The organism is Brevundimonas sp. NPDC055812, from assembly GCF_053616535.1.
The window spans coordinates 493502-517124 of record NZ_JBSHDX010000002.1 but is presented as its reverse complement, the minus strand read 5'-3'; the positions used below and the strand labels follow the sequence as shown (position 1 = coordinate 517124).

Annotated in this window: 19 protein-coding genes, 1 pseudogene and 1 other annotated feature; of the genes and pseudogenes, 13 read left to right on the top strand and 7 right to left on the bottom strand. The window is 64.3% G+C overall.

Going from position 1 to position 23623, the window contains the following annotated elements:
• The coding region (locus tag ACWGL1_RS05515; protein WP_452111399.1) for an OB-fold nucleic acid binding domain-containing protein at window positions 1-411 on the top strand (411 nt) is incomplete at its 5' end.
• Between the two features lie 232 nt (window positions 412-643).
• On the opposite strand, the gene ACWGL1_RS05510 is transcribed toward ACWGL1_RS05515, so the two are convergent.
• Window positions 644-1312: an RES family NAD+ phosphorylase gene (locus ACWGL1_RS05510; protein WP_452111398.1), complete on the bottom strand. Its 669-nt coding sequence runs from the start codon at window positions 1310-1312 to the stop codon at window positions 644-646.
• Window positions 1312-1836 carry an MbcA/ParS/Xre antitoxin family protein gene (locus ACWGL1_RS05505; protein ID WP_452111397.1) on the bottom strand — a complete coding sequence of 175 codons (525 nt, stop codon included), beginning with the start codon at window positions 1834-1836 and terminating at the stop codon, window positions 1312-1314. Before ACWGL1_RS05505 ends, ACWGL1_RS05510 begins: the two co-directional genes overlap by 1 nt.
• Window positions 1837-2352: 516 nt before the next feature.
• Between ACWGL1_RS05505 and ACWGL1_RS05500 the strand changes: the two genes are divergently transcribed.
• Entirely contained in the window at window positions 2353-2925 is a 573-nt protein-coding gene (locus ACWGL1_RS05500) for an SOS response-associated peptidase family protein (RefSeq protein ID WP_452111396.1), read from the top strand.
• Window positions 2922-3086 carry a hypothetical protein gene (locus tag ACWGL1_RS05495; RefSeq protein ID WP_452111395.1) on the top strand — a complete coding sequence of 55 codons (165 nt, stop codon included), beginning with the start codon at window positions 2922-2924 and terminating at the stop codon, window positions 3084-3086. The genes ACWGL1_RS05500 and ACWGL1_RS05495 overlap by 4 nt, the downstream gene beginning before the upstream one ends.
• A 552-nt stretch (window positions 3087-3638) precedes the next feature.
• Here the strand turns inward: ACWGL1_RS05495 and ACWGL1_RS05490 are convergent.
• A complete protein-coding gene (locus ACWGL1_RS05490; RefSeq protein ID WP_452111394.1) occupies window positions 3639-4886 on the bottom strand; it encodes a hypothetical protein in 1248 nt (415 codons plus the stop codon).
• Between the two features lie 317 nt (window positions 4887-5203).
• On the opposite strand from ACWGL1_RS05490, the gene ACWGL1_RS05485 reads away from it, so the two are divergent.
• A complete protein-coding gene (locus ACWGL1_RS05485; RefSeq protein ID WP_452111393.1) occupies window positions 5204-8575 on the top strand; it encodes an STY4851/ECs_5259 family protein in 3372 nt (1123 codons plus the stop codon).
• Between the two features lie 28 nt (window positions 8576-8603).
• The gene (locus ACWGL1_RS05480; RefSeq protein WP_452111392.1) at window positions 8604-14633 is read left to right on the top strand and encodes a DEAD/DEAH box helicase; all 6030 of its coding nucleotides are present in this window, start codon (window positions 8604-8606) and stop codon (window positions 14631-14633) included.
• A gap of 280 nt (window positions 14634-14913) precedes the next feature.
• On the opposite strand, the gene ACWGL1_RS05475 is transcribed toward ACWGL1_RS05480, so the two are convergent.
• Both ACWGL1_RS05475 and ACWGL1_RS05470 read right to left on the bottom strand, forming a co-directional pair.
• Complete coding sequence (locus ACWGL1_RS05475; RefSeq protein ID WP_452111391.1) at window positions 14914-15150, bottom strand: helix-turn-helix transcriptional regulator; 237 nt, start codon at window positions 15148-15150, stop codon at window positions 14914-14916.
• Between the two features lie 39 nt (window positions 15151-15189).
• Window positions 15190-15453, bottom strand: a complete 264-nt coding sequence (locus ACWGL1_RS05470; protein WP_452111390.1) for a hypothetical protein — start codon at window positions 15451-15453, stop codon at window positions 15190-15192.
• 203 nt (window positions 15454-15656) lie between these two features.
• Between ACWGL1_RS05470 and ACWGL1_RS05465 the strand changes: the two are divergent.
• Window positions 15657-15824 (top strand): annotated as a pseudogene (locus ACWGL1_RS05465) (RNA polymerase sigma factor); the annotation flags it as partial.
• Here the strand turns inward: ACWGL1_RS05465 and ACWGL1_RS05460 are convergent.
• Together ACWGL1_RS05460 and ACWGL1_RS05455 are read right to left on the bottom strand one after the other, a co-directional pair.
• The gene (locus tag ACWGL1_RS05460) at window positions 15806-16324 is read right to left on the bottom strand and encodes a B3/B4 domain-containing protein (RefSeq protein WP_452111389.1); all 519 of its coding nucleotides are present in this window, start codon (window positions 16322-16324) and stop codon (window positions 15806-15808) included. The pseudogene ACWGL1_RS05465 and the gene ACWGL1_RS05460 overlap by 19 nt on opposite strands.
• Before the next feature lie 26 nt (window positions 16325-16350).
• Complete coding sequence (locus ACWGL1_RS05455) at window positions 16351-16974, bottom strand: LysE/ArgO family amino acid transporter (RefSeq protein WP_452111388.1); 624 nt, start codon at window positions 16972-16974, stop codon at window positions 16351-16353.
• A gap of 68 nt (window positions 16975-17042) precedes the next feature.
• Here ACWGL1_RS05455 and ACWGL1_RS05450 point away from each other — a divergent pair, with 68 nt between their 5' ends.
• From ACWGL1_RS05450 to ACWGL1_RS05420, 7 genes are all read left to right on the top strand, one after another.
• Window positions 17043-17942 carry a LysR family transcriptional regulator ArgP gene (locus ACWGL1_RS05450; RefSeq protein ID WP_452111387.1) on the top strand — a complete coding sequence of 300 codons (900 nt, stop codon included), beginning with the start codon at window positions 17043-17045 and terminating at the stop codon, window positions 17940-17942.
• Between the two features lie 114 nt (window positions 17943-18056).
• Window positions 18057-18392 carry an ArsR/SmtB family transcription factor gene (locus tag ACWGL1_RS05445; protein WP_291775379.1) on the top strand — a complete coding sequence of 112 codons (336 nt, stop codon included), beginning with the start codon at window positions 18057-18059 and terminating at the stop codon, window positions 18390-18392.
• Between the two features lie 8 nt (window positions 18393-18400).
• Window positions 18401-18823 (top strand): arsenate reductase (glutaredoxin), encoded by a 423-nt coding sequence (gene arsC, locus ACWGL1_RS05440; protein ID WP_291775376.1) that lies wholly within the window; start codon window positions 18401-18403, stop codon window positions 18821-18823.
• A complete protein-coding gene (gene arsB, locus ACWGL1_RS05435; protein ID WP_291775373.1) occupies window positions 18823-19908 on the top strand; it encodes an ACR3 family arsenite efflux transporter in 1086 nt (361 codons plus the stop codon). Before arsC ends, arsB begins: the two co-directional genes overlap by 1 nt.
• Window positions 19908-20654 carry an arsenical resistance protein ArsH gene (arsH, locus tag ACWGL1_RS05430; RefSeq protein WP_434735046.1) on the top strand — a complete coding sequence of 249 codons (747 nt, stop codon included), beginning with the start codon at window positions 19908-19910 and terminating at the stop codon, window positions 20652-20654. The genes arsB and arsH overlap by 1 nt, the downstream gene beginning before the upstream one ends.
• 22 nt (window positions 20655-20676) lie before the next feature.
• Window positions 20677-21918, top strand: a complete 1242-nt coding sequence (chrA, locus tag ACWGL1_RS05425; RefSeq protein WP_452111386.1) for a chromate efflux transporter — start codon at window positions 20677-20679, stop codon at window positions 21916-21918.
• Between the two features lie 101 nt (window positions 21919-22019).
• Window positions 22020-22081, top strand: a sequence feature (sul1 is cis-regulatory element that is thought to sense ions involved in sulfur or methionine metabolism; They are found in Alphaproteobacteria).
• 37 nt (window positions 22082-22118) lie between these two features.
• Entirely contained in the window at window positions 22119-23600 is a 1482-nt protein-coding gene (locus ACWGL1_RS05420; protein ID WP_452111385.1) for a SulP family inorganic anion transporter, read from the top strand.
• Window positions 23601-23623 lie beyond the last annotated feature (23 nt).

Here is a 23623-nt window from a genome sequence, read left to right as displayed (position 1 = left end):
GAAACCGAAGCCAAACGCGGCGGCTCCCTGGTGCAGGTCGCCGGCGTGGTCCTGGTGCGTCAGAGGCCCGGCAAGGGCAACGCCGTCTTCGTCACTCTGGAGGACGAGACCGGCATCACCAACGTGGTCCTGTGGGCGCGGATGCTGGACCAGTTCCGGCGCGAGGTCATGGGCGCCCGCCTGATGCAGGTCGAAGGCGTCGTCGAGAAAAGTCCCGAAGGCGTGGTCCACGTCGTCGCCCGCCGCGTCATCGACCGCAGCGCCGAACTGTCCCGCCTGTCAGAGGACCATGAGACCGACATCCAGCTCGCCCGCGCCGATGTCGTCGCTAACCCGCAACCGCCGCGACGCCCGTCGCACCGGCATCCGCGGGACGTCCGCATCCTGCCGGGATCGCGGGATTTCCATTGAGTGATATAGCACGTAGAGGCGGGTACAGACTTTGGACTGGGCACAAAAACTCCACTGGAAACATCGCCCTGCAGGCGACCAGTGGAGAGACGTATGTGCGAGCCTCAAGCCCTAAATGGTCAGGCTAAGTTCTGACGGAACAGCAGCCCCTCAGTCGCCGTCGCCGTGCATTCGCGGCGCGGCGCCATGCGCGGAGCGCGTGCGGCTCCGACCAACGGCGGCCTTGCCGTTATTATGCGCTCAGCTTGTGAACCTCGATCCGGCGAGACGCCGCCTCGACGCTGATCTCGAAATGCTCCGCCTGCACGACTTCGGTGACGCCGACAGGACGATAGGCGACGATGTTGCATCCGCCGCGATGGCGCAGGCTGTCGTAAAGAAGCCCAGACGCCTGGGACGCCCGCACGCCTTCGCCGAACGCCTGCGCGGCCCCATAGCTGTTTGAGGCGTAGGCGTCGGGCAAGGCGGCCTGTCGGCCGCGAATGTCGCGATAGTCGCCGATCAAGACGGCGGTATAGTTGCGATAGGTCCGCCGCATTCCTTTTACCGATCGCGCCACGGATTCGCGGCGCAGATGATGGCCGACTTCGGCGGCTGCTGTGACGATCGACGCCGCCGCATACCAGGCGCCGAGGTCCGGACCATTGAATCGCATGCCGCCCGGCGCGACGTGGAGGAAAGACGCCATTACGACGCTGGCGTTGGCTCGGCCATACACCCACTGATCGCGCGGCAGGCGGTCGATCCGTTCAGCGACCAAACGGTCATTGGTCCAGCCTGACAGCTCCATCACCGCCGCGGCGTCGGCTGCTGTCGCCACGGTGTCGAACAGGCCGATCGGCGGAAAGCGCGATGGCACCAGCCGGTGGGCCGGACGGGGCGCAGCGACGAGCTTCTCCATCAGCTGAAGACGATCTCGCGGTCGTCATAGGCGTCAAACGCCGCATCAAGGGCGTTGGGGGCCATGTAGGCTCCGCCCCGCGCAGCGTCGAGGAAGCGACGCACCGTCATCAAGCCATCCTGGGTCCCGTTGGTCACGAAGTTGATGGGCGGATGCCCGCCGAACACCGCCGCATCGTGCGGTCGGAGCAGCCAATGGACGCCTTCATGCTCATCGGCGAACAGGACGCCCAGGGCCTGATGGATGCCCAGCAGCGCCGAAATGCGCGTCAGCACATCGACGTCGAGCGTGATATCGCCATGCTCGCGGGCCTGTTTGCACCAGCTCTGATAGGTCGAGCGCGACGGATAACCGAGGATCAGGCGGCGCTGCTCCTCGTTCAGGCCCCAGAGATCGGTGATGGCGGTGAATGTGCGAAGCGCGGGCGCGCTCAGACGGCGACGGTTCGCCGGAGCGAAGCGCGCCACATCGATGCGCGGCAGTTCCACTTGCGGATCGCGACCGGAAACGATGCCTATCGCCATGACCATCTCCTAACAAATCTGGACATAGTCCATATCCGGTCGATTATCAACCGCTGAGCCTCGGGTCACGCGCCGTTCACGACGACGAGCCGCCAAGGCCGATACGCTCATCACGCAGGATGACAGCGACGCTCTTGCGCCCCGCGCCCAGCTCTGGCGGAAAGCTTGGCCGCGGCCGACATCGACAACCGTTCGCTGGAGATCGGTGGCGCCGCGGCCGATCTTCAGGGCTAGATGGCCGCTACTCCTGCAAGGTCGGCGGTGGCACATCGCGCCATGTCCTCAGGGACCCAGCGCGAGCACGACCTGGCCTGGTCGGCAGGCTGATGTCAGGCGAGGCCCCCTTCTGTCGATCGCGGCCGCCGCCACTGTGAAAGCGGGCTGGACTGATCTTAGCGGCACAGGCTCCTGCTGGAGCTACCCCTACGAAGGGATGGGCCGCGCAATCGCGAGGCCGAAAAGCGCTCCACGGGCGCCGGACTCCACAACTGACTGAGGCCGTGAGAGGATTCGCCCATGTGCAACAACTACCGCCTGCACATCCCCGCCAATCAACTCGCTGCGCCGTTCCGCGACGCGGGGCGGACGCTCGTCTTTCCGGGCGGTCTGCCCAACCTGGAGCCAGCGGATTATAGCATCGGCGACGCCGCCCCCGTCGTCACCCAAGGCCCCGATGCCGCGCAATTGCTTATGACGCGCTGGGCATGGAAAAGCCCGACGGGCAAGCCGGTCTTCAACTTCCGGTCCGACGGCCGGTCTTTCGGCGACTCGATCCGCTGCCTGATCCCTGCCGACGGTTTTTACGAGTTCACCGAGCCAAAGGTGCAGGGAAAGAAAACGAAATGGCTCTTCACCATGGCAGGCCATCCGTGGTTCTGGATCGCCGGAGTCATCAAGAATGGAGCCTTCGCCATGTTGACGACTGCGCCAGGCCCGGACGTAGCGCCCTACCATGACCGCCAAATCATCCTGCTGCCGCCCAGCGCCGGTGCCCATTGGCTGAACCTGAGCGCCCCAGAGGATTTTATCCTCCAGCCCTGCCCTGCCGGGACGCTGGTCGTACAGAAAGTCTGGCCAGAAACCACATGACAGAAGCCGATCTCGACAGGGCCGCCCGTTTCGAAGCCGAAGCCAGGGAACTCCACCGCCGTTCCCGTGCGGCCGCCACCCTGCCGGGATCGATCTTGCTGCGTTTCCGGGCGCTGTGGAAGGAAGAGGCGGCCAGACTGCTGAGACAGCGCAACCGCTAAGCCGCAGGTTCGCCAGCGGAAGCCCGATTGTGGAATCTTTTCTGCACAGCACTTCGCCCTCAGGACGTCATGCAACCCTCCCGCCGGGGGCGCGGGGCGTCGAGGGGGTTGCGCCCAGATCGGCCGAGTCGCTTTTCCCGCCTGACGAACATGAGAAGGCTCAGCTGGGTCGCAGCGACAGCAGCCTCCGGCGCCAGCGTCGCCCCGTCGTCGGCACCGAGGGCCGATGACTGTTCGGCCACGTCAGTGCGGGCTTGCTCCCATTTGGCGATGACGCCGGCGGCTACGGCGTTGCCAACCACGTTGGTGGCGCTGCGGCCCATGCCGAGGAACTGGTCGACGCCCTGGACAGTGATTGAGGTTGGGCGCGCCAGCCCGGCTAGTCCGCCTCGCAACTTGTAGAAGAGACGACAAGTTGCGGGCTGCGCACAAAAACTCCGCTAGAAACATCGCCTTCCAGGCGACGGTAGAGAGACGAGCGCCCAGAGCCGAAAACCTAGGTTCTCACCGCAGAGTGTACATAACCGCTGAGCCATCGTGACGATACGGCTATTACGACAGCCAGCGGTCGCCTCTTTTCGAAATCGACGTTTTGTCTGTCCTGAGCACCTTCCAGTTCTGTCCGATATGCTTGGCGATCGCGTCTGGTCTGGGGTGACGATAGACATTGGCGTATCCTACGGAAATGATCGCCGGATCCTGGGGCGCCATCGGCGCCGGCGGCATCCCGTCGAAGTCCGCGCCATGATGGGTCACCACTAAGCCGTTTAAGGGCGCCGCTCGCAGTCGAAGCGGCACATGTTGATAGTCGGCGTCTCCGACCAGCAGTGCGCAGTTGCCGCTGGTCAGAGCGACCCTCATCGCGAGCCCGGTCTGATTGGGATTTCCTGCGGGGCCACGACAAATCCCAACCAAGGCGCCGGGGCGCGCGATTGAACGATTTAAACCAAGGAGCAGGCCCTTATCGTTAAGCTCATTGGCCACCTTCAATGCCCCAGGCCCAAGATCCTGCACCGGTGTGACCCAAGTGCATGACGCGAGGTCGTGAATCCGGTGATACGCGTGCAGATGATCCCAATCCCAGTGAGACAGGATCACGGGTGCCGTCGTGCCGATGTTTACGGGACCGGCAATCGGCGCACCTTTGTAGTTGAACCCGAGAGGCCAGCCTGCGTCGAAATGGGCGATAGGCGCGTCTTGATCATCCAGCAATGTTACGAAGCTGGCTTGGCCCACATCCCGCACTTGGATTTTGGATGCGGTCAGGTTTCCAAGGCGCTTACGGATTTGGTGGGGCGGCTTGATCGCACTTCTCGGAAAGCGCGTGAGGACCCTCACCCTGGCTCTCTTGGCCGCCTTGGGCGAACCCGCTCCTAGAGATGCCGGCATCGGCTCGCCCTGTCTGTCCACCAAATCCAGGCCAGCGACGTAGCCCCGGGACAGATCCGTATAGCCGCCTTCCGTCAGTTGGACCTGCCACGCCGGCAGGCTATCCCACGTCTTGATGACGTCACGCGAACGAGTTCTGAACAGGATCCAATCCCCCTCGCGTGGGTTGCTCCCCAGCACTTGCCTGAACCGGCGAGCGGTAGTGACGATCCTGACTATGGCATAGGCCTCGTTTCTGGGTGGAGAGGTCGCCTTCTGCACCAGAGCCACAGAAGCGCGCTCCTCAATCGCGTCAATTTCGTACGACGTCCGCCCGTTCTCGACTTTGCTCAGCCGTTCGATCCGTCCTATCCGCCCGAGCATAAGGCGCTCCGGCATGGCTAGGCCGATCTTGAACTCTCCGATACTCACGTCTTCTCCCGATGCTGCGGTCCTTTGCCGAAGGGCTAACCGCAAGAAATACCGCCGCTATGTCGGGCGCGTCAAAGGCTCTTATCTTACGGCTCGATACGAGCGAGGTGTGACGCCCGCGGATTCGTCCTGGAGGCTCAGCAGCCCCCATCCGGCCCTCAGCCTTCGTGCCGTCCCGTTTTCTCGCCGACCTTAACCAGTCGCCTTCGCAACGGTGCGCGACTACCGCAGTAACGCGCCTCTTTCGCCCAGACATATATCGCCGGTCGCTTTACGAACGCCACTTCGTGCGCTTACCTCTTTCGTGGAGGGGCGTTGTGGACGAATCTGAAATTACGGCAGAAATCGCTGCAGCAAAGCGCTCGGGCGACGCTGCTCGCTTGAGAACCATTGCGGCGGGCCTTGATGGCCGCACCGGAAGTTGGGTCACCTTGGCCAAGATCAAGGCGATCGCAGCCAGTCGTGCTCTCGAGGCTGCCCAAGCGGGCGGACAACCACCAACAACGAATATTCCGGATCAATCGCACTGGCTGAGCCGATACGGCCTGCCGCGACCGAATGGTCGCCCTCTTCACCGTTATGCCCTGAGTGACGCGGCGTTCGCGCAGATCGAGGTGGATCTGAGGGCCAGGGCGGACCGTATCAATGCGGAACGCTCCAGCGACCACGATGCGGCCCTCTTCGTCCTCTGGGCAGCCGAATGGTTTCGCCGCAACTATTCGGGCGGGCTACAGCGTTGGGCGGATGTCGGCCGTCCGATCGATGTAGGCTTGGAACAGTCCTCCTGGCGGAAGCTGGCGGATCGCGGCCTGAGGTACTGGCGTTTGCCCGAACTCCGACTGAACGGCATGCATCGTCGACTCGCCGCGATCGCCCGTCAGGGAGGATTTCCGGTCGCGGCGATCGGCGCTCAGGACGGATGGGCTGCAAACTTTCTGCAGAAACTCATCGTGCAGCTTCTGGAGCATCCGGCGCCGACGACTGGAGTGGCGGAGGAGCTCGCCCGAGAACATGAGCTCGCGATTCCCGGATTATGGCGACACGAAGAGATCTTTGCGGTCTCCGCGGAGCTCGCCATCGCCATCGTTGAACTGCGTCGTGAGGCCGAAGCAGGCGGCGTGACGGAAGGTGTCTTGATCTCAGCATGGCTGGACAAGACGCATCCCGACTGGCGCCGGAACCTGCCTCTGGCGGTCGATAGCGCGGGTGCCCGCCAGCTGGTCGACGGGCTGATAAGCGTCGAGCGCCTTAAGGGCGGAGCGGGAGGAATCCGCGCTCGTCGTTTTCTCTTGGCTCAAGGGAGCGTTTGGCGCGAACAGGTAGAGCTCCACCTGGATGGAAATCTCGTCAGCGCCGACCCGTCTGATGGCTTCAAGTCGCTTGCTGGGGACTGGAGCCGTCTACGGCTGTTCGCCTCGGACGAAGCAGCCCAATACATCTCGGGCGAACTGGCGGTCGTCGAGCCCTCTCAGGACGGTCGGTGGACCTGTATGGCGTCGCGTCCTTCGCTTCGATTTGATGTTCCTGCCCATGTGCCGCTGACGGCCGAACTCCGCGGCGAAGGCGTGCGTGTCATGGCCCCGTTCCTTCTTCCCGGGGGGGAAGCCGGCGGAAGAGAGCTCAGGGTCTGCACCGCTGAAGATGTCGCGCCGGATGGTTCACCAACCCGGCTTGAGCTCATCGGTTACGGCAGCGGCGGCTATCGCGCCGAGCCCATCTACCTGGAAGCTCCCGTAACATGGGTTGCGGAGCCGCACGGAACCGACAGCGCATGCCGCAATCTGAGCTCGGACGCTAATTCCGGCCGAAGACTCTGGGAAGTCTTCGGCGCCGTCGTCGTAGGAGGAGAGGACGGCGACCAATTCCTCGTAAGGGCGGGACAGACGGGTGATCAACGCGACCAGATTGTTTTAGACGGCGCAGCGCCGGAAGGCTGCGTTTCAGGCGATGGCCGCGCATTGTACTGCGGGGTCCCCACGATCCGTCTTCGCCAGGGGCCTCAAATGCGCATGCCGCGAGGCCGGGAAATCTGGTGGCGGCTGAAGGGCGAGAAGACATGGAGGTCACATACCCAAGGCCGCCCCTTGGGGCCCTGCGAGTTCGCGTGGAGGGACGAGGTCACGCTCCATGTCCGGTGCAAGGCCGAGGCGATAATTCTGCCTGCCGACTTCGGGGTTCGCCGAAGCTTGTCCGGCCCTTGGGTTATGATGACCATCGACGGCTGGCCCCACGACGTGACGGCGACCTGTGGAGAGCCGAACGGCCGGCTCGAGTGGCGTTTCCATCGCGAACACACGGCCTTCAGCCATTTCGAGTTCGACCTGCGGTTTCCTGGCGGAAGTGAAACGGCACGGATCCGCGCCCCGCTCAAGGGTCATGCTTGGATATATGAGTGGACCGGACGACGGCTGCCGCGGGATGGGCGGCTTTCATTGGCGACGCTGAACCAGTTCGTCGCCCGCACGCCGAGCCGTATCGAGCTGTGGGCCGAGTTGCTAGACGCCAACAGACGCCCGGTTCCTCAGGCCAAAGCCCGTTGGACCATCGACGACGAACTGCCCATGTCGGTGATCGCCGACGACCTGGCTTTCATGCTGCGATCCAGTGGCAGGTTGGACGCCAGGGTGCGTCTGGACTTCAACGACAGCCAGGACCATCAATGGTACGTCTCCGAGTTCGCCCATGAACTCGATAGCGATCCTCGAGGGCTGACGCCGCGCCCCGCGGTGTCGGATCTTCTGGCCCGCATAGTCGGTCGGCCTTTCGCCGATGCGGCCCGAGAGACCGATTTCGGTCCGTACGGCGAGTTCGAACAACTCAATCCTCGTCCTATAGATCTCAACCCCGGCCCGGGCGCTTGGTTGATCTATCTACGAGCCAATGACCGCGTTCTAAGCCGGCCCCGCGTCTTGAACGGATCGGAAGCCCCGCGGATGCCGCCGACCGCCTTAGGCCGGGCGATGTTGAGTGATCCGTCAGAGCGATCCGCCGTCCTGGCTGCGCTGGTGGACCACGCTCTGGCGGATCCGGGTCATGAGGACTCGCGTGAGATCATCCGATCCATCGCAAAGCTCGCAGTTTCGCTCAACGGCCTCCCGCCCAGCACGTTCGACGTCTTCAGGCTGCTGGAGACCTTCCCTCTCCTCGGTCCGATGATGCTCTACGGCGCCGCGGCCAATGAGATCGAACCGATCCTGCGCCTGGCCGATAACCTGAGAATGGCTTGGTGTCTGGTGCCCCAATCCTATTGGAAGGAGGCTTGGGAGGTCTGGGGTGAACATTTATCCGCGACCTTCCCCGACAATCTCGGTGACGTCGCGAAGCTGATGACAGGCAAGCGGGCCGCACTGCTCCACCATGAGCCCTCGCTGGCGCCACTTCTCGGCATGTCCGGCTCTTCCGAGCCGATCGCCGTCATCGCCAACAGCTTTCTCAACCGATCAGGAGATCGCATCCGCACGGACGTCTCCAATCCTTTCCGGCCGCGCTTCGAAGCGCTGCTGCCGAATTGGCCGTTCGGACGACAGTTCTGGCGCGCTGCGGATGCCCCGATCCTGGCCGCCCGCATCGCGCGCGGTGAAATGACCGAACCCTTGGGCGACGACGAGCTCACCGCCATCAAAGATATAGCCCGCGCTCATCCGCGGTACTTCACAGCCGCCTTCGCGGCCCAATTCGGAGCCTGGTGAATTGTCGTCCAGCTTGAGCCCTGCGTCTGTGCCTTCTCCCCTGGTGATTGACCGCCGTCTTCGTGAACGGATCGCCGATGCCGTGATCGCACAGGCGAACAGTCGTGATGCAGATCTGAATGCCTTTCTACGCGAACGGCTGTCGGGACGGGACATCAGCCGCGGCGCCTTGCTGTCAGAGCCCGTCTTCGAGGGGGCGGCCGGTTACCGGTCTTCCGGCCTCACGCCCCAAAGCCTGGCGGGAGAGTTGCTGCATTCCGACGTCGCCGCAGCCTTGGAGGCGGGTGCGCCGGGCGACGACTACCGTTTCGACTATCCGGCCTACGAGCACCAGCTCGCAGCTTGGAAGCTGCTGACCGCAGAGCGGAGGAACTCGGTGCTGGTTTCCAGTGGCACGGGTTCGGGCAAGACCGAATGCTTTCTGGTGCCTTTGCTCAACGATCTCGCCATTGAGAGCGCTCAATCGGGTCGGCTTTCAGGCGTGCGCGCACTCATGCTCTATCCGCTCAATGCGCTCATCGCGAGCCAGGAGGAGCGGCTTCGGCAATGGACCCGTCCGTTCAACGGCCGCATCCGTTTCGGTCTCTACAACGGGCTGATGCCCGACCGTCGGAAGTCGGATCGCGAGCGCGATGAGGCGTCCACGCCCGAGCAGGTGCTCTACCGGACGACTCTCCGCGCCGATCCGCCGCCGATCCTGGTCACGAACAGCACGATGCTGGAATACATGACCATCCGTCGGCAGGACAAACCTCTGGTTGATCGGTCCCGCGGAATGCTCCGCTGGATCATTATCGACGAAGCCCACAGCTACGTCGGGTCCGCCGCCGCTGAGGTCTCGCTTCTGCTCAGGCGGGTTCTGCAGACCTTCGGGGTGACAGCCTCCGACGTCCGGTTCGTCGCCACCTCAGCCACGATCGGCGGTTCGGATGATCAGGCGAAGCGTGACCTGCAACGGTACCTCGCCGATCTCGCCGGCGTCGATACCAATCGGGTTCATGTGGTCTTCGGCCACCGCGAAACCGTGGCTCTGCCGCCACCGGGTCCGCCATGCGAGCTGACGCTAACCGGAGGCTCGAGCGAGTTGGCGCGGAACCCTGCGGTGCAGGCCGTCGTCAGACAGGCGGAAGCGGGGGCTATCGCGTTGTCCGACGCCGTCCGACATGCCGGTTCCGCAGGAACAACGGCCGAGGCGCTCTTGGAAAGCATCGCCGCCAAGCCCGAGGATGAAAAGCGTCCTCTGCTGCCGATGCGGGTTCACAACTTCGTCCGCGCCGTTCCAGGGCTTTGGTCCTGCCTCGACACGGAGTGCCCGGGCGACAAACCTGTCGGCTGGCCCTTCGGCGGTATCCTGTTCGATCGATCCGATGTCTGTCCGCATTGTGCTGGAGCCGTTTTCGAGCTCCTGAACTGCACGGAATGCGGCGAGCCGTGGCTCAACGCCTATGACTACGGCGACCGCCTTTCGCCGCTCGCGACCTCGGTCGGCGAGGACGATTTCGCGACCGCCGGGGCAATGAGCACGGGCGCCTTCGAAACGGACGAGGACGGCGATGTTCCGGCGGCGGCCGAAGCCTCGATATCACTAGGGCGCAGACGGCTTCTGGGGCTTCGTCCTTTCACCGGATGCAGGGAGGTGGCGGTCGATCCGAAAACGGGAACATTGCTCGAGCGACGCACGGCAGGCAGCACCGTGTGGGCAAGCCAACAGTTGGTCGACGACGCCTGCCCGAGCTGCGGCGTGGGCGCGACCGCCGAGACCCGCTCTCCTCTGTGGCCCTTCCGCTTCGGAGCGCCCTTCCTGCTCCAGAACGCCACGCCCACGCTCCTGGAGGGCGTCGCTGCCCATCCGTCGGATCAGAAGCTGGTCCCGGGCGAGGGCCGCCAGCTGCTGTCGTTCACCGACAGCCGTCAGGGCACGGCGCGGTTTGCGGCCAATATCGAAACCCAGTCCGAGCGTGGATACGTGCGGGCGTTCGTCTATCACATGGCTCAGAAGGCGCTTGCCAACGATTCGGATCCACAAAAGCGCGCCGCACTCGAACTGAACATCGCTAAGCTCGCACCGTTTGCGGCGAACGATCCCGACTTTGCGCAGATGCTGCATCAAGCGCGCGAAGATCTCGCCGCTCTGGACAAGGTGCAACCCGTTGCCTGGAACAATGCTGTCCAGGGGCTCGCCGACGATCCGACGGTCAAGCAGTGGATTCGAAAAGTCTGGTCCGGGCGGGACGAGCGCTACCGGGACTCTCCCGAGGCGTTCGCTGAATTCCTCATGCTTCGCGAACTCGCCCGCCGACCGCGGCGCGCGAATGCGGTCGAGACCATGGGCCTGGCGCGATTGAGCTTCGCCTCGATCGAGGGGCTCTCGGAGCCCGCCCTTCCCTCTCAATTCCGAGAAAAAGGCCTCAACCTGCAGGATTGGCGGGACTTCCTCTATTTTCTGATCGACGTCTCCATCCGTAATCTCTTCGTCGTGCGCATGGACCGACGGGACGCACGTTGGCTGCTCCCGAGAAAGGCCTTCCTAAAGAACATCGTCGGGCCCAACGATCTTCCGGCAAACGCCTCGGATCGCTCATGGCCCACCGCGCGGGCGGGTTCCGCCAAGTCGAACGCCGTGAAGCTGTTGGAGCGCACGCTGAAGCTGGACGCCGCCGATCCGGCCGACAGAGCCGTCTTGAACGAAGTTCTGGAGCGGGCATGGCAGGGCGTGCGTCCGGTGCTCGAAAGCAATGCCAGCACCTATGCTCTCGACTTCTCACGAGCCTCGCTAGAACCTGTCCTGGACGCTTGGCTTTGTCCGGTGACCAACAGGGTTCTGCCCAGGCCGGCTCTCGGAATTTCGCCCTATGCTCTGCGGAGCACCCTGCCGGCCGCGCAGAGGACACCCGAGCCGATCAGGATGCCGATACTGCCGATCGCATTCCCGCGAAACGCCGAGGATCGGAGCCTGATCGCGGATTTCCTGCGGGAAGACCCAGTCACAGCCGAGCTTCGCGATCGCGGCGTCTGGAGCAACCTTCACACGCGTGCGGCGACCTTCGCGCCCTACATCCGGGCCGAAGAACACTCCGCCCAACAACCCCCCAGCCGACTTCGTGGATTTGAAGAGGAGTTCAAGCGTCATGAGATCAATCTGTTGGCCTGCTCGACGACCATGGAGATGGGCGTCGACATTGGCGCCGTCGAAGCGGTCCTGAACACGAACGTCCCGCCGTCCATCGCCAACTATCGTCAGCGGGTCGGCCGCGCCGGTCGCCGCGGGCAGAGCTTCTCCACATCACTCACCTTCGCTCGGGACACGCCCCTGGATCGAGAAGCCTTCCTCAAGCCGATCGACTACCTGAAGCGTGAGCTGCGCGCGCCGCTCGTGAAGCTCGATTCCGTCCGCATCGTGCAGCGTCACGTCAACGCGCTTCTCCTGGCGCGCTGGTTCGCCGAAGCTGACGGCCAACTGGTGAAAACAAAGAGCGGCGATTTCTTCGGCTGCCCCCCCATGCTGGCCGCGGAGAAAGTGGTCGATTCCCCGGTGGCGCTGTTCGCCCGCTGGCTCGATGAACCGAGCACCGAGCAGATCCTGCGGCCATCGATTGCCGCCCTTACCGTGGGCACGATCCTTGAGTTCCGGCGCGACCTTCTGGAAGTCGCCCGGGCCGCGTTTCTGGATGCCGCGACCGCGTTTGAGAAGAGCTGGACGACGCTCCAGGAGCAGGCCCGTGACGTTGCGCCGGAGGCCGTCGCCAGCTTGGAGAAGCGGATTCGCCGGATGTGCGGAGAATCGCTGCTCAAGGAGCTGGCCAACCGTTCGCTACTTCCCGGTCACGGTTTTCCCACCTCGGTGGTGCCGTTCGTTAACGACTGCGCAGAGACGCGGGATCAGGACCGTGCCGTGCAGGACGGCGACGACGATCGGCGTAATGACCGCCGCTACGACTATCCGAGCCGCAACGCGGATGTCGCCATCCGCGAGTATGCTCCCGGCGCCGAGGTCGTCATCGACGGACTTGTCTGGACATCAGCCGGCGTGACCCTGAACTGGCAGCGGCCCGCCACTGATCTGGAAGCGCGGGAGGTTCAGAGCCTCCGCTGCTTCTGGCGCTGCGAGAACTGCAAGGCTCCCGGCTCCGGCCATTCGCTTCCGGCTTCCTGCCCGGAATGCGGGACTGACGGTCTGACGTTCCGACGGTTCCTGGAGCCTTCAGGATTCCGCGTCGCCTGGTCGGACAAGCCTCATGCCCACACGGATTCGGCTCAGTACATCGAGCCAGAGCCGCCCTCGGTTTCAGCAGGCGGCGTGGCCTGGGCTCCGCTGCTGGACGCCGATCTGGGCCGATATCGGTCGAGCCACGAAGGAAGAGTCTTTCATCTGTCCAACGGCCCCGCGAAGGCGGGCTATCGCGTCTGTCTAGAATGCGGCCGCGCCGCTTCGGACTCCGGCCCCGGTCTGGCCGAGCATGATGCGCTCACGCCTCGTAAGGGAACCTTCGGACGCTGCTCCGGCAATGATCGCACCTACGCGATAACCGAACCGATAGCCCTGGGCCACGAGGTTCTGACGGACGTCGCCGAGCTACAGCCGTCGGGTCTGTCGGATGCAGGAACCGCTTGGGCGCTGGCTTCGGCATTGCGGGAATCCCTGGCTCGCTCGCTCGGCATCGAGACGCGGGAACTCGGGCTAGCCGTGGAGCCTCGGTCCGGACTCCTCGGCGATCGCACCCACTCCATCTTCCTGTTCGACCAATCATCGGGCGGGGCCGGCTATGCACCTCAGCTTTTCGCCGACATCCCGCGGCTCCTCGCCGCCGTGGCCCAACGGTTGGATTGTCCCGCCCGCTGCGAACGAGGGTGTTCGTCCTGCGTCCTCGCTTCCGACCTCTTCGCACAGCAGGAGATCGTCGATCGCAAGGCGGCACTGGAATTTATGAAGCAGCTGCGGGGAGAGCTGGCGGCGCCGAAGGACGACGACAAAGTCGCCGCGGACGCTGCGCTGAGCGCGCCCGTCGCAGACGCCATCGTGCGGAAACTGAAGAGCGACCAGATCATAACCCTGCTCATGCCAGAGGACCTCGACGTATCGGCGCTGTATCAGCCGCCGCTGTCGAGCTTGTTCGAGAAAGCTCACCGGCTCGGCGCGGAAATACGACTCGCATTGCCTCAGGCAGCGTTCAGCGCCATGGATGATGCGACCCGCCGCGGCCTGCGGAACGCTTCACACCGCTTCTGTTTCGTGCCGGTCATCCTGGATATGCAGCCGGCCGCCAACGGCGCCTGGTTGGTCGCCTCGACCGAGGATCGCGAGGGCGGTCTCGGCTACTATTGCCGCGATCCCCTGAGCCGCGTGGCCGGAGACCGATGGGGCGTCGGCATCGAACATCCGATCGTGACGGTGCGCATGCAACCCCCGTCAGGCGTTCCGATCGGAGAGGAGGATCTCGAGCGGACCGAAACGACAGGCGATCGCGTAAGGGAACTGAAGGCAGCGCTTTCGCGGCCAGCGTACCAGTTCGGCGAGGGGCTGGTGAAGAACCTTCTCAAGCCCGAGCTCGAAGCGGCCGACCTCTGGAAGCCAGGGCGGCTTACCTCCATCGAATACACCGACCGATACCTTGTCGCGCCTTTGCCGGCCCTGCTGATGGCCCGCACGCTTGCCGTGTTTAGCGATCAACTAGCCCCGAGAGACGCTTCGCCGGAAGTGACGATCATCACGGCGCCGATGCGCAAAAACAGCTTCCGGGGGCCGCCGACACAGTTGAACAACAACTGGCTCAATGAAGAGGATCGGGAACAGACCATCCGCGCGCTACTTGCGAACTTCAACCTCGATGCCCGCTACATGGGACAGGGGGCCGCTCATCACCGCCGGCTCATGCTCGAATACGACGACGGCTCCACGGCCGTCATCTTCTTCGACCAGGGTTTCGGCTACTGGCGGGCGGCCGGCGCCCGGCACGACTTCAACCGAAGTCCGGCTGCACAAGCTAAGGCGTTGAGGGAATGTTCGGCGTTCATCAGCGGTCAGGGGGAGAGTTTCGTCGCCGTCACCCGTCGTCGGTGACGGCGCCTCCCGTTTCATCTGGGCCTTACCGGACTGCTCCCCAAAGCCCGGTTCGCTCGGTCTTCCCGCGGGCGGCGCCGTCTATTCAGGCGGCCGCTGCTTGTCGGGGAGGCAACCTGAAGCGGCCCTCGCAGCCCCAGTCTGAGAGGCCGGGGAACGTCCTTTATCGCTCGTCCGGGCCGGTCGGACCTATGCGGTTTGCCGCTCGGGCGTTCCGAGCGCGAGGTCTTCGCCCCTTCGCCGACACCTCGGCGGCCAGGGCACAAAGGGTCCGGCGGCGCTATTCCGGATCTATCAGTCCCGCCCTGACGGCGACGGCAACCGCTTCGATCCTCGTTCTGACGCGAAGTTTGGCGCAGACCTTTTCAAGATAGCTATCCACCGTGCGCGGCGAGAGACCGACGATGGCGCCGACGTCGGAAGAGCTCTTCCCGCGACTGACCCATATCAGGCATTCGGCTTCACGCGGGCTCAGGCCCGGCGCATCAAGATAATCATCATTCGGACGGACGTTCATCTTCACCTCCCCGAGTACGTCAGTCCCGTAACGCGCGACTCATCCGAACGGCAACGACAGTGAATTGCGGATCGCCCGCCAGGTTTTTGCGGAGATCAGACTGCCTACGTGCAGGACTTGCGACGCCTGCTGGGCGATCGTAGACGCATTGATGTCGGGCGCCGTGAGATAGGCGTGCAGCGGGAGCCGGGGTCCGTCTTCAAGGCGGAGGCGGCGCCGCAGGCCGAAGCAGCGGGCCTCGCGAACGCAAAGGATTCCAACGCCCGACCCCTCCCGCTTGCGCACCGATTCAGTTTGATTCATGCTTGCCGCCGCCGACGCCAGCGTCGGGAGGGGCTTGGAATCCCCTGTGCGACACCCGACTTCGACCCGCCGCCCTGCGTGCGGGTTCTGAGGCCTTTTGCGGGGCTCCGAGCACGCGCGCGTGCTCGACGCTGCTCGTCCACGTCCCGGATTCCGAGGCTCTCGTTCTGAGGCCGGAGAGGCACGTGACCGAAACGGAGCATATGGGAGGAGACGCCGCCGACGGATTGAACCGTCTTTATCGGCGTTACGCGGCTTGGCTAAACCGACGCCTGCGGGCGCGTATCGGCTCCGATGCGGCCGAAGACGTGGTGCAGGAGACCTATCTCCGGATTGCGCCCCATGCTGCAGACTACATCCGGCACCCCAAGGCCTTCCTTCTCACAGTGGCCATGAATCTGGTGCGTGACGAGCATCGCCGAGAGGTGCGACGCAGCCGTGCGCTGGAGCTGAATCGTCCTGCGGAGTCGGAGAACGCGCCGCAGATCGACCAGATCATGCTGGGCGTCCCGACGTAGGCGTCCGCATCCTCGCCGCCGATCGGAAGGGCGTAGCGAAGGCTGACCGCATTGTAGAGATCGACGACGGCGCTCACCGGGGGAAGATTCCCATCCCGCTGCGCCCGCTTGCGCAAGGCCTCGACCGAGCAGGGCGTCCGCTGCGGCTTGCCGCCGAAGGCGCGGTAAGCGTCCCGCCAGGCGTCCAGGTGCGCCTCAGCCCACTCAGGCTCCTGCACCCGACACGCCAGACGCAACTGTTCTACGCCATAAGGATCGCTCGGCCCATTGCGCGCGCCAGCGACAAGGATGCTGAGCGCGGCGAAATCCGGGCGCAGGACGTAGATTTCCGGAGTGATGACTGGCGGGTCCATGGGGACCTCAATGTTCTGAAATGGGGTCAGGCGAAGACGCCGCGCACCAGGACCGCGGCGATGACGGTCATCATCAGGCCCGTGACGACATCCAGCACGCGCCAGGCGAGCGGGCGGGCGAAGAGCGGCGCCAGAAAGCGTGCGCCGAAACCGATGGACGCAAACCAGACAGCGGCGAAGGTTGAAGCTCCGATGATGAAGAACAGCCGCTCACTGTCAGGCAGACTGGACCCGACCGCTCCCATCAGCATGACGGTGTCGATGTAGACATGCGGGTTCAACAGCGTGAAGGCGGCGGTGGCTGCCAGCGCCGCCCCGAGCGAGAGACTTGCGCCGTCTTCGATGAACAAGGCCTCTGAGCGCATCGCCCGTCGAAAGGCCCCGACGGCGTACCAGGTGAGGAAGGCCGCGCCGCCCAGGCTCAACGCTATCGACAGGCCGGGAACCGCCGCCAGCAGCTGGCCCAGACCGTTCACGCCCGCGATGACGAGAACGGAATCCGCCACGGCGCAGAACAGGACGACCGGCAGGACATGCTCGCGCCGCACCCCCTGCCGCAGCACGAACATGTTCTGGGCGCCGATGGAGACGATCAGGCTGGCCGACAGGGCGAAACCCTTCGCCAGGGGCGGAAGAATGGAAACGATCATGGGGTGCTGATCGCATAGCGCGAGACCGTAGCCGAACTAATCATGCTTAGGCTAGATTAGCTGACCTAATGCTAGACTACCCCGCCCTCGCCGCACTGGCCGCCGTCGTCCGCACCGGTTCCTTCGATGCGGCCGCCGAAGCCCTGTCGGTCACGCCCTCGGCTGTGTCCCAGCGCGTGAAAGGATTGGAGGAGCGGTTAGGTCTGCCCTTGGTCATTCGCGCGACGCCGTGCCGACCGACCGAGGCAGGGGCGCGGCTGGCGGCCCACTTCGATCAGGTGGCTCTTCTGGAACACGACATGATGGCGGGCGATCCCGTCTGGGCCGCCGCGTTCGGCGGCGCGCGCCCGATCTTGAAGATCGCCCTCAACGCCGACAGCCTCGGCACTTGGTTTCCTGGCGCGGCCGCCCGCTTCGCCGCCGCCCAGCCGAACACCCTGTCTCTGGTGCTCGACGACGAAGCCGACACCGCAGAGCGCCTGCGCGCAGGCGAGGTGATCGCCGCCGTGACCACGGCGGGAAAGGCCATCGCAGGATGCCGCACCCTGCCGCTGGGCTCGCTTCGCTACGTAGCCGCAGCGACGCCGGACTATCGCGATCACTATTTCCCGAGCGGCGTGACGGCGGCGCTGCTGACGGAGGCGCCGGTGCTCCGCTTCAGCCGCCGTGATCGGCTGCAACTCCAGTGGGCCGAAAAGGTCGTTGGAAGTCCGGTCGAAGGCCCGACCCATTGGGTGCCGTCCACCCAGGGGTTTCTGGACTTCACTTTGGCGGGCGTCGCCTGGTCCCTGACGCCGGAACGCCTTGCCGCTCCGTTGATCGCGTCAGGCCGCCTAGTCGACCTTGTCCCCGGCATTATCGTCGACGTGCCGCTCTTCTGGCAGCATCTACGCATCACCACCCGCCTGATCGAAGACCTGACGAGTGCGGTTCGCGCCGGCGCGGCCGACTGGCTACAAACCGCCTGACGGCAATGCGCCGCCAGGAGCGGGCATCTGCTTCTCGACCGACAGCTGACATTCATCCTTGCGTGGCGCTCCCGGCTTGGTTGACGACACCATTGATTCTATTATTTTGGAATTATGGAATCAGCAGCCGCCATCCTCGCTCTCGCCGCCCTGGCCCAACCGACGCGCCTTGAGGCCTTTCGCCTGCTGGTACGACGCGAACCCGAGGGCCTGCCCGCCGGAGAGATCGCAGACACGCTGGCCGTACCCGCCAATACCATGTCCGCTCATCTCGGGGTTCTGTCCCGCGCCGGTCTGATCAGTTCGGAGCGTCGAAGCCGGTCGATCATCTACCGCGCCGATCTGGACCGCCTTCAGGCGCTGGTCTTGTTCCTGCTGAAGGACTGTTGCCAGGGCCGCGCCGAGTTGTGCGAGCCGCTGTTGGCCGAACTCTCACCCTGCCGCGCCTGAGCGCCATCATGGACGTCATCATCTATCACAACCCCGCCTGCGGGACGTCGCGCAACGCCCTAGCCCTGATCCGTCATGTCGGGCTCGAGCCGCACGTCATCGAGTATCTGAAAACGCCGCCCAGCCGCGCCATGATCATGGGACTGGTCGAGCGTATGGGCGTCCCGCTGCGCAGCCTTCTGCGAGAAAAGGGCACGCCCTTCGCGGAACTGGGCCTCAGCGATCCTGCCCTGACGGACGATCAACTGCTCGAGGCCGTCGAGGCGCACCCTGTCCTGCTGAACCGTCCCATCGTCGTCTCGCCGCTGGGCGTGCAACTGTGTCGTCCGTCCGAGGCGGTCCTCGATCTCCTGCCGCCCGAGAGCCTGAGACCCTTCACCAAGGAGGACGGCGAGGTCGTCATCGACGCCGAGGGCCGGAGGGTCTGCTGATGGTCGATGCCGTGATGACTGAACAGCCGCAGCGCCGCCTGTCCTTCCTGGATCGCTGGCTGACATTGTGGATTTTCGTGGCAATGGCGCTGGGCGTGCTGCTGGGCACGCTTGTGCCGGGGCTTCCCAGCTGGATCAACGGCCTGTCAGTCGGGACGACCAACATCCCCATCGCCATCGGTCTGATCCTGATGATGTATCCGCCGCTGGCGCGAGTGAAGTACGAGGAACTGCCGCGTGTTTTCGCAGACAAGCGGGTGCTGCTCCTATCCCTGTTCCAGAACTGGGTGCTGGGGCCGGTGCTGATGTTCGCCCTGGCGGTCGTCTTCCTGCGCGACCAGCCGGAGTACATGACCGGCGTCATCCTGATCGGCTTGGCCCGCTGCATCGCCATGGTGCTGGTCTGGAACCAGTTGGCGCGCGGCGACAACCAGTATGTGGCGGGTCTGGTCGCCTTCAATTCGATCTTCCAGATCGCCTTCTTCAGCCTCTACGCCTGGCTGTTCCTGACCGTACTGCCGCCCCTGTTCGGGCTGGAGAGCAGCGTGGTCGACGTCAGCATCTGGACCATCGCCGGGGCCGTTCTGGTCTATCTTGGGCTGCCCTTCCTCGGCGGCTTCCTGACCCGGCAGACGCTGGTCGCAAGGAAGGGGAACGACTGGTACGAGACGCGCTTCCTGCCGCGCATCGCCCCGATCACCCTGATCGCCCTGCTGTTCACCATCGTCGCCATGTTCAGCCTGAAGGGCGGCGAAGTGGTCGCCCTGCCGCTGGACGCCCTGCGCATCGCCATCCCGCTGACGATCTACTTCTTCGTCATGTTCGTGGTCAGTTTCCTGATGGGGCGGTTGATCGAGGCGGACTATCCGCGCACCACGGCCCTGGCCTTCACCGCCGCCTCCAACAACTTTGAACTGGCCATCGCCGTCGCCATCGCCGCCTTCGGGCTAGCCTCGCCGGTCGCCTTCGCAGCGGTTATAGGCCCGCTGGTCGAGGTGCCGCTCCTGATCTTGCTGGTGTCAGTCGCCCTGTGGCTGGGCCGACGCTACTTCCCCGCCACAGCCCCGAAGAAGGACGCCTGCTAATGAGCCGCCTTCGCGACCTGCCCGATCCGGACCACCTGCCCGCGCTCGACCCGGCCTATCTGTCCAGCCAGCCGGCGCTGGGCCTCGGCCCGAACGATCATCCGCCGCGCATCCTGCTGCTCTACGGCTCGCTGCGGGATCGGTCCTTCTCGCGCTTGGCCGTCGAGGAGGCCGCTCGCCTGCTGCGCTTCATGGGCTGCGAGACGCGCATCTTCGATCCGTCTGATCTCCCGCTGACGGATCAGGTCGACTACGACGATCACCCCGCCGTCCACGAACTGCGCGAGCACGCCCTGTGGTCGGAAGGCATGGTCTGGAGCAGCCCTGAGCGCCACGGCCAGATTTCCGGGATCATGAAGCTTCAGATCGACCACCTGCCGCTGAACATGGGCGGCATTCGCCCGACCCAGGGCCGCACCCTGGCGGTCATGCAGGTGTCGGGCGGCTCGCAGAGCTTCAACGCGGTCAACACCCTGCGCCTGCTCGGCCGCTGGATGCGGATGATCACCATCCCCAACCAGTCCAGCGTCGCCAAAGCCTTCATGGAGTTCGATGACGACGGCCGGATGAAGCCGTCCAGTTACTACGATCGTATCGTTGACGTCATGGAAGAACTGGTGCGTTTCACCGTCCTGACCCGCGCCCATGCAGGTCAGTTGGTGGATCGCTATTCAGAGCGGAAGACGTCAGGCGTGCCGATCGAGGCGGCCAATGATCTGTCAGCGATCGCGATCAGGTCTGCATAGCGTCAGACTGGATTGTTAGAAAATGGCCACGGAAATCAGCGGCGAATCCAATGAAGCCCACAGGCGCCCGAGCACGCCCTTGAAGGGCTCGCCGGCAGAGGTCTTCACTGCCTTCTTCAAGCTGGGCCTGACGTCGTTTGGCGGCCCCGTAGCGCACATCGGCTATTTCCGGGACGAGTTGGTCGTACGACGCGGTTGGATCGACGAAGCTGAATACGCCGAACTGGTCGCCATGTGCCAGTTTTTGCCAGGGCCAGCCTCCAGCCAAGTGGGCTACGCCTTGGGATTGTGGCGCGCCGGCCCATTGGGCGGCGTCGCGGCATGGTGTGCTTTCACATTGCCGTCCGCCGCACTTCTGGTCTTGTTCGCCATGGGCGCAGCCTCGCTCCACGGGCCGGTTGGAATGGGACTGCTTCACGGACTGAAGCTGGTGGCCGTGGCTGTGGTCGCTCAGGCGGTCTGCGCGATGGCCCGCACCCTGACCCCCGACTGGCAAAGAGCAGTCATCGGACTGGCTGCTGTTGTGATCCTGACATTGCTCGGCGGAGCGATAGGTCAGGTCGTCGCCATCGTCTTCGGCGGTTTGGCGGGGCTGCGCCTCTGCCGCACGACGACCGCCGCGTCAGCGTCAGCTCCAAGCTTCCCGATTTCACGGCGCGTCGGCGCAGGGGCTCTGCTTCTGTTCCTGCTGCTGCTGGCGGGCTTGCCGCTCGCCTCCATGGCGACAGGGCTCCACGGGGTCGCCTTGCTGGACGTCTTCTATCGAACCGGCGCCTTCGTTTTCGGAGGCGGTCACGTCGTTCTGCCCCTGCTCGAAGAAGGCGTAGTGCAGCCCGGCTGGATCGAAACCGATGGCTTTCTTGCGGGCTATGGCGCGGCCCAAGCCGTCCCGGGGCCGCTTTTCACTTTCGCCGCCTATCTGGGCGCCGTGATGGAGCCTTCTCCGAATGGATTGGCCGGGGCCGCCCTTTGTCTTGTAGCGATCTTCGCGCCGGGCCTGCTGCTGGTGACAGGCGTGCTGCCGTTCTGGAGCTTGTTTCGCGGCCGACCGGCGGCCCAAGCGGCGATGCGCGGCGCGAACGCGGCGGTCGTCGGCATTCTGGCTTTCGCCCTCTATACCCCAGTAGGAACCAGCGCGATCCTGAGTCCGATCGACTTCTTCGTGGCGTTGACGGGCTTCGTCCTGCTGACGGCGTGTAAATGCCCACCATGGATTGTCGTCGCGCTGACCGCCGCAAGCAGGGTTGTCTTCGCATTGATCTGAGTCCAGCCCGCGCCCGTCGCGATGTATCCAGGACTCCTGCATGTTGAACAAGGCAGACCTTGCATTCAGAGCCCTGTAGCGGCATGCATGCCGTCGTTCACCTTGGACTCGGCGCCCTTGGGCTGCCGGGTGGCTATCCCGTCCGCCCATCCGTCGGGAAACAGAGCCGCCGCACGCGGCTCGTCCAGATGAAATCCTGAATGTCCATCATTGCTTCCGCGCGCCAGCAATGGCTCGCCAACCCTCGCCGCGACTTGCTGGCGGGCACCGTCGTAGCGCTGGCCTTGATCCCGGAGGCCATTGCCTTCTCCATCATCGCCGGCGTCGATCCCGCCGTGGGCCTTTACGCCAGCTTCGTCATCGCCGTGAGCATCGCCTTCGTCGGAGGGCGACCCGCCATGATCTCGGCCGCGACCGGCGCCATGGCCCTGCTTATGGTTACGCTCGTCCATGACCATGGCCTGGAATATCTCTTCGCCGCTTCAATCCTGTGCGGCGTCTTCCAGATCATCATCGGCCTGATGAAGCTGGGTCGCTACATCCGGTTCGTCAGCCGCAGCGTCATGACCGGTTTCGTCAACTCTCTGGCCATCCTGATCTTCCTGGCTCAGATGCCGGAACTGATCGGCGCCAACTGGCAGACCTTCGCCCTGGTCGGCGCTGCCCTGGCCGTCATCTACGGCTTCCCGCGCCTGACAAAGGCCGTGCCGTCGCCTCTGGTCGCAATTGTCTTGATCAGCGGCTTCGTGATGATGACCGGTCTGGATGTCCGCACGGTCGGCGACATGGGGCAGATGCCTTCATCCCTCCCGATCTTCCATCTGCCGGTCGTCCCGCTGACCTGGGAGACCTTCGCGATCATCGCCCCGGTCTCGGCCACCCTGGCCTTCGTCGGTCTGCTGGAAAGCCTGCTGACGGCGAACCTGATCGACGACCTGACCGACACGCCTTCGGACAAGGGCCGCGAGACGCGCGGTCAGGGCATCGCCAACATCCTGTCGCCTCTGTTCGGCGGCATGGCGGGCTGCGCCATGATTGGCCAGTCGATCATCAATGTGACCTCCGGCGCGCGGGGCCGCCTGTCCACGCTATGGGCCGGCCTCTTCCTCTTGTTCCTGATCTTGGTGCTACAGGATTGGGTCGCGCAGATTCCCATGGCGGCTCTGGTGGCGGTGATGATCATGGTGTCCATCGGAACCTTCGACTGGGGCTCCGTGCTGAAACTGCGGTCAACGCCGTTCCAGTCATCCATCGTCATGATCACCACGACGGCGACTGTCCTAGCCACCCATGATCTGTCCAAGGGCGTCGTCCTGGGCGTGATCCTCTCGGCCGTCTTCTTCATGCGCAAGGTCGGTAAGACCGTGGTCGTCGAAGAGATTGAAACACCGGAAGACGGCGTGTTGCGCTACCGCGTATCTGGGCAATTGTTCTTCGCCTCGGCCGATGTCTTCGCCGCAGCCTTCGAACACCACGGGAGCCCCAGGCGCGTGCAGATCGATATGACCGACGCCCACTTGTGGGACCTGACAGGCGTCGCTGCTGTCGACAAGGTCGTTTTCCGTTACCGGAATCAGGGGGCCGAAGTCGAGGTCATAGGCATGAACGCTGCTGGAAAGACTCTGGTGGAGCGGGTGGGCCGTCACGACAAGAGCCATCTTCCCGTCGGGCTGTCGCACTGATGAGCCCTCCTAAGAGGGTTCGC

Coding starts and splice junctions, on each gene's coding strand:
- ACWGL1_RS05475 (WP_452111391.1), bottom strand. CDS start 15,150: ATGAACGTCCGTCCGAATGATGATTATCTTGATGCGCCGGGCCTGAGC.
- ACWGL1_RS05450 (WP_452111387.1), top strand. CDS start 17,043: ATGCTAGACTACCCCGCCCTCGCCGCACTGGCCGCCGTCGTCCGCACC.
- ACWGL1_RS05470 (WP_452111390.1), bottom strand. CDS start 15,453: ATGAATCAAACTGAATCGGTGCGCAAGCGGGAGGGGTCGGGCGTTGGA.
- arsH (WP_434735046.1), top strand. CDS start 19,908: ATGAGCCGCCTTCGCGACCTGCCCGATCCGGACCACCTGCCCGCGCTC.
- ACWGL1_RS05455 (WP_452111388.1), bottom strand. CDS start 16,974: ATGATCGTTTCCATTCTTCCGCCCCTGGCGAAGGGTTTCGCCCTGTCG.
- ACWGL1_RS05495 (WP_452111395.1), top strand. CDS start 2,922: ATGACAGAAGCCGATCTCGACAGGGCCGCCCGTTTCGAAGCCGAAGCC.
- ACWGL1_RS05445 (WP_291775379.1), top strand. CDS start 18,057: ATGGAATCAGCAGCCGCCATCCTCGCTCTCGCCGCCCTGGCCCAACCG.
- arsC (WP_291775376.1), top strand. CDS start 18,401: ATGGACGTCATCATCTATCACAACCCCGCCTGCGGGACGTCGCGCAAC.
- ACWGL1_RS05510 (WP_452111398.1), bottom strand. CDS start 1,312: ATGGAGAAGCTCGTCGCTGCGCCCCGTCCGGCCCACCGGCTGGTGCCA.
- ACWGL1_RS05420 (WP_452111385.1), top strand. CDS start 22,119: ATGTCCATCATTGCTTCCGCGCGCCAGCAATGGCTCGCCAACCCTCGC.
- chrA (WP_452111386.1), top strand. CDS start 20,677: ATGGCCACGGAAATCAGCGGCGAATCCAATGAAGCCCACAGGCGCCCG.
- arsB (WP_291775373.1), top strand. CDS start 18,823: ATGGTCGATGCCGTGATGACTGAACAGCCGCAGCGCCGCCTGTCCTTC.
- ACWGL1_RS05505 (WP_452111397.1), bottom strand. CDS start 1,836: ATGGCGATAGGCATCGTTTCCGGTCGCGATCCGCAAGTGGAACTGCCG.
- ACWGL1_RS05500 (WP_452111396.1), top strand. CDS start 2,353: ATGTGCAACAACTACCGCCTGCACATCCCCGCCAATCAACTCGCTGCG.
- ACWGL1_RS05460 (WP_452111389.1), bottom strand. CDS start 16,324: ATGGACCCGCCAGTCATCACTCCGGAAATCTACGTCCTGCGCCCGGAT.